Raw genomic sequence first — 12722 nt, forward strand, 5'->3', positions numbered from 1 at the left:
CCTCCGGTCAGACGCGCCCGCGACGGGCGGCGCCCGCGGTGAGCGACGCGGGCAGCACCTTCGTGAGCGCCACAACGAGCTTGTAGCGCAACGATGGGACCGACACCGCGTTGCCGCGCGCAGCGTCGCGGAGGCCTTCGCTTACGACGTCCTTCGCGTGCAGCCATCCGAACGAGGGGATCCCCTCGCGCCCAGGAGCCAGGCCCATCCGCTCATGGAAACGCGTGTGCGTGAATCCAGGGCAGAGTGCGGTGACGGTGACACCGTCACGTGCATACTCGGCGTTTGCCCAGCGGCTGAACCCGATGAGCCATTGCTTGCATGCGGAATAGGTCGAACGCGAGATGAATCCAGCGACGGAGGCGACGTTGATGATGCGTCCGCCGCGACCGCGCATCGCACCGAGCGCAGCATGTATGAGCCGCAGCGGAGTCTCGACGTGGAGGCGCAGGTGTCGCACCTCGGCTTCGACATCGTTGTCCGCGAAGTGCAGCGGGAGTCCGAAGCCGGCGTTGTTGACCAGCAGATCGATCGGGTTCTGCGACTGAGCGATCCGCGCCGCCACGCGAGCCACGTCATCATCGATCACCAGGTCAGCGACGAGCACCTCAACGGCCACTCCGTGACGCTCTCGCAATTGGTCGGCAAGATCCTCTAGCGTCGCGGCCGAGCGAGCCACCAGTACGAGGTCCGCACCGCGAGCAGCAAGCTGACCAGCGAACTCCGCGCCTAGACCGGCACTGGCGCCCGTGATGAGAGCGGTGGGCATCAGCGTTCGTATGCGAGGAAGCGGTAGCGGATGCCGGTGCGCGAGGTCTGCCACTCACCCTCGGAGGCCAGCCGCCAGCCGATCTTCGCTGGAGCGAAGGCGTCACCTTCAACCTCGAGGTCGATCTCCGTGATCTCGAGCCGATCGGCGCCCGCGATGACCTGCGCATAGATCTCCGCACCACCGATGATCCACACTCGCTCAAGCCCGCGCACAGCCTCGGCGACGTTTGCCGCCCGACGTGCACCGTCGGCAACCCAGTCTTGTTGACGTGTGACCACGATGTTCTCGCGCCCTACCAGCGGTCGGAAGCGCTCCGGGAGCGAGTCCCAGGTCTTGCGCCCCATGACGACCGGTGCGGTCAGCGTGACCTCCTTGAAGTGCGCCATATCCTCCGGCACATGCCACGGCATCCCGCCGTCGGCGCCGATGACACCGCCAGCAGCTTCAGCCCAGATCAGGCCGACCCAGGTCATACCGCCACCGCCGCCCGGATCGGAGGATGATGCTGATAGTCCTCGACGATGAAATCGGAGAAGTCGTAGTCAAACACCGACTCTGGCTTACGTGCGAAGCGGAGCGTCGGGTACGGATAGGCATCGCGCGTCAGCTGCTCGCTCACCTGCTCAAGGTGGTTGTCGTAGACGTGGCAGTCGCCGCCGGTCCATACGAAGTCACCAGGCTCAAGCCCCACCTGCTGCGCGATCATCATGGTCAGCAGCGCGTAGCTCGCGATGTTGAACGGCACGCCGAGGAACATGTCTGCACTGCGCTGATACAGCTGGCAGGAGAGCTTCCCGTCGGCGACGTAGAACTGGAACAGCGCGTGGCACGGCGCCAGCGCCATGTCGGGAATGTCAGCGGGGTTCCAGGCCGAAACGATCAGACGTCGAGAATCCGGCGTCGCTTTGATCTGCTCGATCACCTGAGACAGCTGGTCGATGTGGCCGCCGTCGGGGGTCGGCCAGGAGCGCCACTGCACGCCATACACCGGACCGAGATCGCCGTCGGCGTCCGCCCACTCATCCCAAATCGAGACGCCGTTGTCCTGCAGCCACTTCACGTTGGACTCGCCACGCAGGAACCACAGCAGCTCATAAGCGATCGACTTGAAGTGCACGCGTTTCGTCGTGATCAGCGGAAAGCCCTTCGACAGGTCGAAGCGGATCTGCCGGCCGAACACACTTGTGGTGCCGGTTCCGGTGCGGTCGTCTTTGTGCGTGCCGTGCTCCAGCACATCGCGGAGTAGATCTTCATACGGCGTGGGGACAGCTGCGCTCATGCCTGCCACGATACCTGGCCGAGGCACATCGCAGGCGGATGTGGAGCACTCTGTCGCGTCATCATCGGTCATATCGGCCTCCGTCACCGCGTGGCGACTTATCCTCAGGAGATGCCCATCTTCACCGCCCTCCTGATCGCTGGCGCTGTCCTCGCGCTCGCGGTGTTGGTGGGTCTCGTCCTGCGCGCACAAGATGGCCGCAGGCGCTCCGGCGGACATTTACGGGTCCGGTCCGAAGATCTTACCGATGCAATGCTGGCGCCGCGTGCGAGCCTGGTGCAATTCAGCACGGAGTTCTGCGCCCGCTGCCCTCAGGTGCGTCGCATGCTCACCGCGATCGCCGACGGCAAAGACGGCATCACCCATGTCGAGATCGATCTGACGGATCGCAACGATCTCGCCACCCGCTATCACGTGCTGCAGACTCCGACCACGTTCCTGGTCGATGCATCCGGCGCAGTACTTTCCCGTTGGGGTGGCGTGCCGGACCGTCGAGCGATCGAGGACGCGCTCTCAACCATCCCCGCCGTTTGGACACAGGAGCAGAGATGACCCATCCCACCGGAATCGACCCGAGGGGGCCCCGCTTCGCCGCCACGGTCACCTCTGTGCTGCTGCTCATCGCCCTCGTGCTCAGCCTGATCGGACTGTCGACAGCACGGGCCTCCGCTGGATGGTTCGCGATCATGCCGTCCAACGGATCCGCGTTCGCTCCCGGTGACACTTGGGCGATCCAGTCCGCAAGTGTGTTGCAGCGCATCCTCGACCCCGGCTTCCTGCTCCTCGTAGTCATCGCGTTGCTGTTTCTGTGGGGCGTCGTCTCACCGCGTACTGCCCCGTGGGGTGCGATCTTCCGCAGGTTCGTACGGCCGCGCCTCGCCGCCCCCACTGAATTGGAAGACCCCCGCCCACCGCGCTTCGCGCAGGGCGTCGGCCTCTTCGTTGTCCTCGTTGGCCTTGTGCTGCACCTGATCGGCGTGCCGTGGGCGCTTCCGATCGCCGCTGGCGCCGCCTTCATCGCCGCTTTCCTCAACGCGGCGTTCGCGTTCTGCCTCGGCTGCCAGATCTATCTGCTGCTACAGCGTGCCGGAGTCATCGGCAGGGCTGCTGCTGCCGCCTGAAGCACCGGTTCCCCGCATGCCCCGGGATGGATAGGCTGGCTCAACAACCCGCCACGACCCCCGGAGGAATCATGCCCGTCACCAGTGAAGCAACAACCACCTGGACCGGCTCTCTTGCCGAAGGATCAGGCACCGTCCAGTTCTCGTCTTCGAACCTTGGCACCTTCCCGATCAATTGGAAGGCCCGCAGCGAGGGATCTGACACCACGACCACGCCGGAAGAGCTCATCGCGGCTGCTCACGCCTCCTGCTTCAGCATGGCGCTCTCGCACGCGCTGAGCGAGAACGGCACCCCGCCGGATCGCGTGAACACCAGCGCGTCAGTCACCTTCAAGCCAGGCGTCGGCATTAGCGGCAGCCACCTCAATGTCAATGCCACCGTCCCCGGGCTCACGCAGGAGCAGTTCCAGGAGATCGCCGAGGGCGCGAAGATCGGTTGCCCGGTCTCTCAGGCCCTTGCTGGCATCACGATCACGCTTGAGGCGACGCTCGCCTAACCTCTCACCACCACTCGCGGTTAGTTTTTGGAGAGGGTGATCGCGGTTCGGATGCTGGCGCGCGCGTCCTTGCGGCGGCCCGCGGCATCCTGGACCACGCCCAGTCGATACATTGCGCGCCAGTCGGTTGATGCGGCATCAGCCTCAGCTGCGTAACGTTGAATGAGCGGCTCCGCGTCTGCCTTGGCGATGCGGCCACTGGCGCTCAGTTCGGTCTCAGCCTCCGGCATGCCGCCCTCGGCATTGAGCTTCGTACCGAGCTTCTCGGCCTGCACGCCGAACTGGATCTCGCGCACAAGAGCCCAGACTCCAATCAGCGGAAGCACGATCAGTGCGATCCCCATCGCGATGCCGACCGGGTCACCACTCGCGATGAACAGCACCGCCTTCTGTCCCATGAGCACGAAGTAGAGGATCAGGGCAGCCCCGATCAGCGCCACCCCGATGCGCGTCATCACGAGCGGGCCTGAATTCCGATGTCGATCATGTTCTCCAGCCCGACAACGACACCGCGTGCCTCTGCCGCAAACGGGACAGCGAGACGGATGCCGGGGGCATAAGCCTGCGCGGATTCCACCGTGTCGTGAGTGATCGTGAGTGATTCTCCCGGCCCGGAGAGGATGACATCCTGACGAGCGATCACACCAGGACGGCGCAGCGAGTGGATCGGCACGCTCGCCACCTGCTGCCCGCGCGCACGTTGGTCGACATGGGGCGCATTGACCGGCCCCTCATCCGCGCGAGCTGCGGCGATGAGCTCGGCCGTGCGCACAGCCGTGCCACTGGGCGAATCGATCTTGGTGTCACGGTGCGCCTCGATGATCTCCACGGAGGGGAAGAACGGAGCGGCAGCGGCTGCCAAAGCTGAGCCGAGTACCGACCCCAGCGAGAAGTTCGGAATGAAGACCACGCCGGTTCCGGCAGCTTCCACCAGCGGACGCACCAGCGCGATGCGCTCGGATGACCATCCGGAGGTGCCGACGAGCACGTTGATGCCGAGGTCAATAGAGGTACGAACGACCTCGACACTCACCTGCGGAGTCGATGCATCCACGACGAGGTCCGCGCCCTCGAGCTCGGCGAGATCACTCGAGGAGGAGAGCACTCGCGTCACCTCGAAGCCATCAAGGTCATTGATCACCTGCTTGATGATCGTCCCGAGCTTCCCCGTACTGCCGACAAGTGCCACCTGCTTGGTCATAGCTCCAGTCTATTTAGACCAGCACTGCGCCAGCGCCAGGCACACGGCAGGGACCGACACACGAGTAGCGTTGATTCATGCTCGAGTTCCACCCCGCATCACCCACCGCCGTCGAGGCTCACGCAATCCTCGTCGACTATTTCACTCTTCGCGCAGAAGAATTCCCCGGCGGCACGTACACACCAACCTTCCCGACGGAGTCGGCCTTCCAGCCTCCGGCCGGTGTGTTCCTCCTCGCCGGCCCATCAGGTGCACCGGTGGGATGCGGCGGCATCCGACGCCTCGACGACTCCCCCGCCGGCATCCGCTACGAGGTCAAGCACCTGTTCCTGCGTCCAGAGACGCGAGGCCAGGGTTGGGGTCGCGCGATCCTGGACGAGCTGGAGCGCCGCGCACGCGAGTGGGACGCTGCCGAGCTCGTGCTCGACACCCACCACACGCTCGAGGCCGCCGGCGCGCTGTATGTCCGCAACGGGTTCGAGCCGGTCGAGCGCTACAACGACAACCCGAACGCGACCCGCTGGTACCGCAAAGCTCTCTGAGAGTGTCGGCTCAAACCGGAATCGGATCTGGCAGACCGGTTCGCAATTCGACCGGCAGGTGCCCGAGATCGTTGTGATTGATCAGCGTCCAGGGTCGACCCTGTTTCTGCGCGATCACCGTCAATCCACAGTGGGCCTGGTTCAGCGTCATCCAACGCCATTCAGGGGCCCCGAGCACTTCACGCACGAACCATGAGATCACAAAGTTGTGTGTGATCAGTACCTCGTGCACATCGCCCTGCTTGCGGACGAGAAACTCGTTCACGGCATCTGCCATCTGAGCGTTGCCAGCCTCAATTTCCGCGTCAGTCACCGAGCCGAAGAATGGCTCGTAGGCTGACGGCGTCTCCTCCGTCATGCCCGTGGGCACGCAGTCGAACAGCAGCGCAGACGGCTCTGGGACAACGGACGGGAGCCGTTCAGCGATCGCTCGCGCGGTCTCTGTCGCCCGCAGCAGCGGCGAATGCCAGACCCGGTCGAGTGGAAGACCAGAGAGCCGGTCGGCGATCAATTCTGCCTGTCGCTGCCCCCGAGATGAGAGAGGTCCGTCGTCGATGCCGTACTCGGCATCCTGATGTTCGCCGTGTCTGACCAGATAAATGTAATGCGTCACAAACCACTCAATTCGTCGTCGGCTTTCGCCCAGGCGTCATTCCACCCTACCCGGAGCCCCCGACAGTCGGTGGGAGTGTCTCAGTTTCCGGCGCGCGTGAGTTCAGCGATCTGCCCACGAGAAAGGCTGATACCGGCGCCCTGCATCAGTTCCTCCACGTGTTGCGTCGCAAACGTGTTGACGATGGGAGCGGCGACGGTGCGTTGCGCGAGTAGCCACGCAATGGACACAGCCGCGACCGGAACTCCGAGTTCAGTGGCGACCAGATCGAGCGCACGAAGAATCCGGATGCCTCGGCGATTCAGGTGCCCGCGAAGCTGCTCACCGCGCACCCCCTGCGAGACCAGCGCCTTGCTGCGGTGACGACCAGAGAGAAATCCGTGTTCCAGCGCGTGTGACGGTGTGACCGCGAGGTTCTGAGCCCCGGCGACGAGCCTCAAATCACCTTCGAAGGCCTCACGCCGAATAAGGTTGTACGGCTCATCGAGAACCTCGATGCGTGGGTAACCGGCGGAGGCGAGGATGCGTGCCTCCACAAGCCGTTCCGGGGCAAAGCGGAAGGCACCTAACGCACCGATCTTGCCAGCATCCTTCAGCCATTCAGCGGTCGAAAGGGTGTCTTCGAGGTTCGTCGTCTTATCGAGCGTCGCGTCGAGGTAGAGCACATCGATACGCTCGACCCCCAGCCTGGTGAGGGAGCCTTCGACCGCACGCACCAGGTTGGTGGAGCCAAGCCCGGGGTTGTCAGCGTGAGCGCCGATGCGTACGCTCAGCACCGCCCGGTCGCGAAGACCACGGGATCGAAGCCACTGACCGATAATGTGCTCGCTACGGCCTCCGGAGAACCCGTCAGCGGTGTGAACTGCATTCCCACCGAACTCGATGTACCGGTCAAGGATCGCATGGCTGGTTTCGAGATCGACATTCCAGCCGAACTCGGCGGCTCCGAGCATGAGCGGGAAGGTCTCAATGCCGGTCTCGCCGATCGCCACGCGAATACTTTCGCCGATGCCGGGGCCAACGACAGGAATCGGAGCAGACGGATGCTCGAGCTGGCGTTCCTCAGCGCTCACTGGCTGAGCATCTGCCCCTGTGCCGAACAATCGCATCTCTCATCCACCTCCGCGCCTGTCTCCCCGTGGAGACCTGCGAGCTATGCATGCACCCCCCGGTGCGTAATTCGAGGGTAAGCGAGAACCGTGACCTAACCCGCCATTACAGGTAACAGCTGGCAAAGTTCTCATAACGTTTTGATCACTTCAGACACGAAGAAGGCCCGGTTTCCGCTCTCGAGGAGCAGAAGCCGGGCCGACGTCTACTACTTACGCCTCAGCGGACTCCGCCTCGGGCGCAGCTTCTGTTGCAGCAGCTCCGTCGACGACGGGCTCCAGCGACAGCTTGCCGCGGTCATCGATCTTCGTGATCTTGACGAGGATCTTCTGGCCGACGGAGAGAACGTCGTCGACGTTCTCCACACGCTTGCCACCGGCGAGCTTGCGCACCTCGGTGACGTGCAGCAGGCCATCCTTGCCAGGCAGCAGTGAAATGAACGCACCGAACGATGCGATCTTCACGACTGTGCCGAGGAACTGCTCGCCGATCTCAGGGTTGGTCGGGTTGGCGATCGCGTTGACCTGGGCGCGAGCGGCCTCGGCCGACGGACCGTCGACTGCACCGATGTACACGGTGCCGTCTTCCTCGATGGAGATCTGTGCGCCGGTCTCGTCCTGGATCGAGTTGATCGTCTTGCCCTTCGGGCCGATCAGCTCACCAATCTTGTCGACCGGGATCTGCACGCTGATGACGCGAGGCGCGGTCGGCGCCATCTCGTCAGGCGTGTCGATCGCAGCGTTCAAGACACCGAGAATCGTCAGACGTGCGTCGCGAGCCTGCGTCAGTGCGCCGGTGAGGACGTCAGACGGGAGGCCGTCGAGCTTCGTGTCGAGCTGGATCGCGGTGATGAACTCGCTGGTGCCTGCGACCTTGAAGTCCATGTCACCGAGAGCATCTTCTGCACCCAGGATGTCGGTGAGAGCGGCGTAACGCGTCTGACCGTCAACCTCGTCAGAGACAAGACCCATGGCGATACCGGCAACGGCTGCGCGCAGCGGCACACCCGCGTTCAGCAGCGACAGAGTCGATGCACAGACGGAACCCATCGACGTCGATCCGTTGGAGCTGAGAGCCTCAGACACCTGGCGGATCGCGTAGGGGAACTCCTCGCGGCTCGGCAGCACCGGCACGAGGGCGCGCTCGGCGAGGAAGCCGTGCCCGATCTCGCGACGCTTCGGCGAACCAACGCGGCCGGTCTCACCGGTCGAGTAGGGCGGGAAGTTGTAGTGGTGCATGTAGCGCTTGCTCGTGGTCGGAGACAGCGAATCGATCTGCTGCTCCATCTTGAGCATGTTCAGCGTGGTGACACCCATGATCTGGGTCTCGCCGCGCTGGAAGATCGCGGAACCGTGCACGCGCGGGATGACCTGTACCTCTGCATCCAGCGGGCGGATGTCAGCAAGGCCACGGCCGTCCATACGGACGCCCTCAGCCAGCACGCGGCCGCGAACGATCTTCTTCGTCAGCGACTTGTAGGCACCGGAGACCTCCCCAGCGGCGGATGCCGGCAGAGTGCCAGCCTCAACAGCGGCAGCGACCTCAGCCTTGACGCGGTCCTTGACCTGGTCATCGGCCGTCTGACGCTCGATCTTGTCGGCGATCAGGTAGACCTTCTCGAGGTCAGCCTGTGCGGAGGCAGCGATGAAGTCGTACGTAGCCTGCTCGTACGCCGGGAAGACCGGGTAGACGCCCGGAGCCTTCGAGGAATGCGAAGCCATCTCGGCCTGCGCCTCGACGAGCTGCTTGAGGAACGGCTTGGCGGCCTCGAGGCCACCGGCGACGACCTCTTCGTTCGGCTTTACTGCGCCGCCCTTGATGAGGTTCCAGCTGTTCTCGGTTGCCTCAGCTTCGACCATCATGATGGCTACGTCTTCGGTGCCGTCGGACTTCTTGACGACGCGACCGGCGACCATCAGGTCGAACACTGCTTCAGCGACCTGAGCCTGGTTCGGGAACGCGACCCACTGGTCAGCGTTCTCGCCCTGGCCGGGGATGAGTGCGAGGCGAACACCGGCGATGGGGCCAGAGAACGGCAGACCAGAGATCTGCGTCGATGCGGAAGCCGCGTTGATCGCAAGTGCGTCGTAGTACTCGCCGGGAGCGATCGACAGCACGGTGATGACAACCTGGACCTCGTTGCGAAGACCGTCAACGAACGACGGACGCAGTGGACGGTCGATCAGACGGCAGACCAGAATCGCCTCAGTCGAGGGACGACCCTCACGACGGAAGAACGAACCGGGGATCTTGCCTGCTGCGTAGGAACGCTCTTCAACGTCAACGGTCAGCGGGAAGAAGTCGAAGCCCTCGCGCGGGTGCTTGCCAGCGCTGGTGGCGGAGAGAATCATCGTCTCGCCGTCGAGGTATGCCGCAACTGAACCCTGTGCCTGCTGAGCAAGACGACCAGTTTCGAAGCGGATGGTGCGGGTGCCGAAGCGGCCGTTGTCAAGAACGGCCTCGGCGGCAGTGATTTCAGGACCTTCCAAGAGGTCTCTCCTTCTTTGTTTAGACTCGTCCATCCGTGTGACGGGCGAGATATTACGTAAGCGTGAACATTGAAGCACGCAAACTGCACACAGCAGTCCACCGTTTACCCTATCAGCGAGCGCCTGAATTCCTGTGATCATCTGGGATCGCGGCGTACGTTCACCGCCCGGCAGTATGCCGCTGCATGATCGATGCGCGGCCGATATAGACGTAGTCGTCATGCTTGGCGACCAGCCCGTCACCGGCTACACGTCCGCGCATGCGTCGCCACACCCACGGCAGCGCGTGCTGACGCCACCAGGCCGCTCGCGACGTCACATCCACATCGTGCAGCACCTGGTCGAGCGCCCCGAGCGTCTCAGCGTGCGGCACGCCAAGCAGCTCCCCCGCGCGGTACGCGAGGAAGCGATGACCTCGGCTGCTCAGATGCACGAGGTCCTCACCCCAGTTGGGCCTTGAGGGCAGCTCCGGATGCAGGTCGGTGTCAAGCAGGATCGCCCCATGCCGCTGTGCGATGCGTGCAAGCAGGCCGGCAAACTCTGCGAAGCGTGCGCTGAACAGGCGCGCGGCGCGGCGGTCAGGCAGGAAGGGTGTGACGAGCAACACGTCCGCACCATCTTCGCGAAGTATGCGAACCGCGACTTCAAGCTGTGCGGCGAGCCCTTCGACATTTACGTGCGACTTCACCAGGTCGTTGGCGCCGATCAGGATCGAGACCAGATCGGGTCGCAGCTCCCGTGCCCTGGTGAGCTGCTCTCCACACACATCACGAACCCGACGTGAGCGCACCGCGAGGTTAGCGAAATGGAGTCCGCCCCGAGCGGAAAGCAGCAGGGCGAGACGGTCGCCCCAGCCGCGCAGCGCACCATCGGGGGCCGGGTCACACAGTCCCTCTGTCAAGGAGTCGCCCAGTGCGACATAGCGCTGCCAACGACGCCCCACGCTCGGTGTCGACAATTCTGGCCGCCTCTGCCGAGGTGAGCGAAGCGAACGGTCCACACCGTGCAGTTCCCGCGCCTCATCGAAATGGCCGAGCAGCTGATCGCAGATCACCTGCCAGCTGCGTCCCTCGACAGCAGTACGGCCTGCGACGCCGAAGGCACGGCGCTTGCGCGCATCGCCGGCGAGGTCAGCAACCCGCATCCGAAGGTCGTCGAGGTCGCCGGGGCGGTACAACCATCCATCGATTCCCATCCGCACCAGATCGAGAGGTCCGCCGCGTCCGGTCGCGATCACCGGGACTCCACTGGCGTGGGCCTCCTGCAGCGTCTGCCCGAAGGTCTCGCTTTCGCCCGGATGCACAAAGATATCGATCGAGGCCATCGCCTGCGCAAGCGCATCACCGTCGAGGTGGCCAAGGAACACAGCATTCGGAAGCAGCGCCTGCAATCGAGCGCGCGACGGGCCCTCACCGATGATCACAAGCCGAACACCAGGGATCTGCTGCACGACGCGCAGATCCTCCACCTGCTTCTCTGCGGCAAGTCGTCCCACATAGCCGACGATCACCTCGCCGGCATCATCGCGCTGCCACCGCTCGTCACGACGCGAGGGGTGGAAGCGTTCCGCATCGACTCCCCGTCCCCAGCGGCGCAGGCGGTCGACGCCCAGCGCGGCGAGCTGGTGTTCGGATTCGGCGGAGGGCGCCAGAGTGAGCGTCGCCCGACGGTGCAGGCGGACGATGTGGTTCTGAGCGAATGCCGTGGTCGCCGCAACATGGTAGCGCTCGGTATAGGCGGCGATATCAGTCTGGTAGGCCGCGACCGCGGGGATGCCACGGTGCGATGCCGCCGACACGCCACGCCACCCCAGAGCGAACGGCGAGGCGAGGTGCAGGACATCCGGGCGGAAACGGTCGAGCGAGTTTGCAATGCGGCGGGTGGTCGCCGTTCCCACCCGAACATCGCGGTAACCAGGCAGGGGGACGCTCGTCACCGGCTCGACGTGGGCGCCGTGCATCGTTCGTGGAATACCTACGGCATCCGGAGCGATCACGTGCGCCTCGTGTCCGGCGCGCTCGAGGTGGCGCAGGATCTGCAGCACAGACCCCGTCACACCGTTCATGTGTGGCAGGAAGGATTCGGTCACGATTGCGACTCTCACGATGTCAGGATGCCGTGCAAAGTCGCCACTTCCGCGCACAGACGGGGGCTGGCATCGAGTGTTCACCTGTTGCATGGCTGTCCTTCACCAGCCGTCCCCAATTCGGTTTCCGTTCACCTCCGCCAGACACTCTGGCGGAGTGAATCTGGATGCACTCGCGGACGCGGCGAACGGTCCTTGGGCCCTGGGCGTGATGGCGTTGCTCGTACTCGGAGATGCCTTCTTAGTGGTGGTTCCAGGTGAGATCGCGGTGACGGCGCTCGGCGCTCTGTCGATATCCACGGGGAGTCCCCCACTATGGCTGGTGATCGTGTGCGCCGCGGCAGCCGCCACCATCGGAGACCTGCTCTGTTACAGCGTCGGCCGGTGGGTGGGTGTTGATCGTTGGCGGTGGATGCGCGCCGAGCGCGTGCAGCGCGCACAACACTGGGCGAGATGGCGTCTGGAATCAGGAACGGCCGTGGTGCTGTTCACTGCACGCTTCATCCCCTTTGCACGCCTCGCCATCAACCTCGTCGCCGGTGCAACCCGAATTCCGATCGGACGGTACGTAGGCCTCGTCGTCCTCGCCACCACAGGCTGGGCCACCTACCAGGTCGCGGTGGGCGCATTCTTCGCCGCGATCCTGCCAGGCGGCCCTATCGTCGCGATCCTCGTGTCGGTCGCCGTCGCGATGGCCATTGGCGCGCTCATCGATCTGCTCATCAGGCGACGGGCTGGCAGTCCCAATTCCTTCCCGGCCGAGCCCCCGTCAGAGTAGGCTGATCCCATGAGCACCGAAGAAGGCGCAGCCTCCTCCTCTGAGGACATGAAGCGCAAGTTTAAGGAAGCGCTCGAGAAGAAGAACGCACATCACCGCAGTGGTGAGACGCATCTGGATGGCGACTCCGCCGTCCATGCGGCAAACGCCCCGCAGACGCGGCGCGAGTTCCGACGCAAGAGCGGTTGACCGTCTGAGGGCCACCCCGATCGGGGTGGCCCTCATCTTTTTCCG

Annotated in this window: 15 protein-coding genes; 6 read left to right on the forward strand and 9 right to left on the reverse strand. The window is 64.3% G+C overall.

All coding sequences use genetic code 11. The features are described from left to right. Nucleotides 1-7: 7 nt before the first annotated feature. The 3 genes from AC1C2O_RS04410 to AC1C2O_RS04420 are packed head-to-tail and all read right to left on the reverse strand — an operon-like array spanning nucleotide 8 to nucleotide 2051. Entirely contained in the window at nucleotides 8-769 is a 762-nt protein-coding gene (locus AC1C2O_RS04410; RefSeq protein WP_495429231.1) for an SDR family NAD(P)-dependent oxidoreductase, read from the reverse strand. Beyond that, nucleotides 769-1245, reverse strand: a complete 477-nt coding sequence (locus AC1C2O_RS04415; protein ID WP_495429232.1) for a dihydrofolate reductase — start codon at nucleotides 1243-1245, stop codon at nucleotides 769-771. The genes AC1C2O_RS04410 and AC1C2O_RS04415 overlap by 1 nt, the downstream gene beginning before the upstream one ends. Further along, the gene (locus AC1C2O_RS04420) at nucleotides 1242-2051 is read right to left on the reverse strand and encodes a thymidylate synthase (protein WP_495429233.1); all 810 of its coding nucleotides are present in this window, start codon (nucleotides 2049-2051) and stop codon (nucleotides 1242-1244) included. Before AC1C2O_RS04420 ends, AC1C2O_RS04415 begins: the two co-directional genes overlap by 4 nt. 111 nt (nucleotides 2052-2162) lie before the next feature. Here AC1C2O_RS04420 and AC1C2O_RS04425 point away from each other — a divergent pair, with 111 nt between their 5' ends. The 3 genes from AC1C2O_RS04425 to AC1C2O_RS04435 all read left to right on the forward strand — a co-directional run bounded on the left by AC1C2O_RS04425 (nucleotide 2163) and on the right by AC1C2O_RS04435 (nucleotide 3669). Further along, the gene (locus AC1C2O_RS04425) at nucleotides 2163-2603 is read left to right on the forward strand and encodes a thioredoxin family protein (protein WP_495429234.1); all 441 of its coding nucleotides are present in this window, start codon (nucleotides 2163-2165) and stop codon (nucleotides 2601-2603) included. Further along, nucleotides 2600-3172 (forward strand): DUF4395 family protein, encoded by a 573-nt coding sequence (locus AC1C2O_RS04430; protein WP_495429235.1) that lies wholly within the window; start codon nucleotides 2600-2602, stop codon nucleotides 3170-3172. Before AC1C2O_RS04425 ends, AC1C2O_RS04430 begins: the two co-directional genes overlap by 4 nt. Before the next feature lie 71 nt (nucleotides 3173-3243). Beyond that, complete coding sequence (locus AC1C2O_RS04435; protein WP_495429236.1) at nucleotides 3244-3669, forward strand: OsmC family peroxiredoxin; 426 nt, start codon at nucleotides 3244-3246, stop codon at nucleotides 3667-3669. 20 nt (nucleotides 3670-3689) lie between these two features. On the opposite strand, the gene AC1C2O_RS04440 is transcribed toward AC1C2O_RS04435, so the two are convergent. Beyond that, nucleotides 3690-4124, reverse strand: a complete 435-nt coding sequence (locus tag AC1C2O_RS04440) for a hypothetical protein (RefSeq protein ID WP_495431669.1) — start codon at nucleotides 4122-4124, stop codon at nucleotides 3690-3692. Next, nucleotides 4124-4870, reverse strand: a complete 747-nt coding sequence (gene dapB / locus AC1C2O_RS04445; RefSeq protein ID WP_495429237.1) for a 4-hydroxy-tetrahydrodipicolinate reductase — start codon at nucleotides 4868-4870, stop codon at nucleotides 4124-4126. Before dapB ends, AC1C2O_RS04440 begins: the two co-directional genes overlap by 1 nt. Before the next feature lie 77 nt (nucleotides 4871-4947). On the opposite strand from dapB, the gene AC1C2O_RS04450 reads away from it, so the two are divergent. After that, nucleotides 4948-5412 carry a GNAT family N-acetyltransferase gene (locus AC1C2O_RS04450; RefSeq protein ID WP_495429238.1) on the forward strand — a complete coding sequence of 155 codons (465 nt, stop codon included), beginning with the start codon at nucleotides 4948-4950 and terminating at the stop codon, nucleotides 5410-5412. 10 nt (nucleotides 5413-5422) lie between these two features. Here AC1C2O_RS04450 and AC1C2O_RS04455 read toward each other — a convergent pair whose 3' ends face one another. From AC1C2O_RS04455 to AC1C2O_RS04470, 4 genes are all read right to left on the reverse strand, one after another. Continuing rightward, nucleotides 5423-6025 carry a histidine phosphatase family protein gene (locus AC1C2O_RS04455; RefSeq protein ID WP_495429239.1) on the reverse strand — a complete coding sequence of 201 codons (603 nt, stop codon included), beginning with the start codon at nucleotides 6023-6025 and terminating at the stop codon, nucleotides 5423-5425. 80 nt (nucleotides 6026-6105) lie between these two features. Further along, complete coding sequence (locus AC1C2O_RS04460) at nucleotides 6106-7134, reverse strand: aldo/keto reductase (RefSeq protein WP_495429240.1); 1029 nt, start codon at nucleotides 7132-7134, stop codon at nucleotides 6106-6108. 213 nt (nucleotides 7135-7347) lie between these two features. Then, nucleotides 7348-9624 carry a polyribonucleotide nucleotidyltransferase gene (locus AC1C2O_RS04465; RefSeq protein ID WP_495429241.1) on the reverse strand — a complete coding sequence of 759 codons (2277 nt, stop codon included), beginning with the start codon at nucleotides 9622-9624 and terminating at the stop codon, nucleotides 7348-7350. Between the two features lie 160 nt (nucleotides 9625-9784). Continuing rightward, complete coding sequence (locus tag AC1C2O_RS04470) at nucleotides 9785-11713, reverse strand: GDSL-type esterase/lipase family protein (RefSeq protein ID WP_495429242.1); 1929 nt, start codon at nucleotides 11711-11713, stop codon at nucleotides 9785-9787. A 154-nt stretch (nucleotides 11714-11867) separates the two neighbouring features. On the opposite strand from AC1C2O_RS04470, the gene AC1C2O_RS04475 reads away from it, so the two are divergent. Both AC1C2O_RS04475 and AC1C2O_RS04480 read left to right on the forward strand, forming a co-directional pair. After that, nucleotides 11868-12488, forward strand: a complete 621-nt coding sequence (locus AC1C2O_RS04475) for a DedA family protein (RefSeq protein WP_495429243.1) — start codon at nucleotides 11868-11870, stop codon at nucleotides 12486-12488. 9 nt (nucleotides 12489-12497) lie between these two features. Beyond that, on the forward strand, nucleotides 12498-12677 hold the full coding sequence (locus AC1C2O_RS04480) for a DUF5302 domain-containing protein (RefSeq protein ID WP_495429244.1): 180 nt from the start codon (nucleotides 12498-12500) through the stop codon (nucleotides 12675-12677). The last annotated feature ends 45 nt before the right edge of the window (nucleotides 12678-12722 follow it).

The sequence above is a fragment of the Microbacterium sp. Y355 genome (assembly GCF_059445345.1).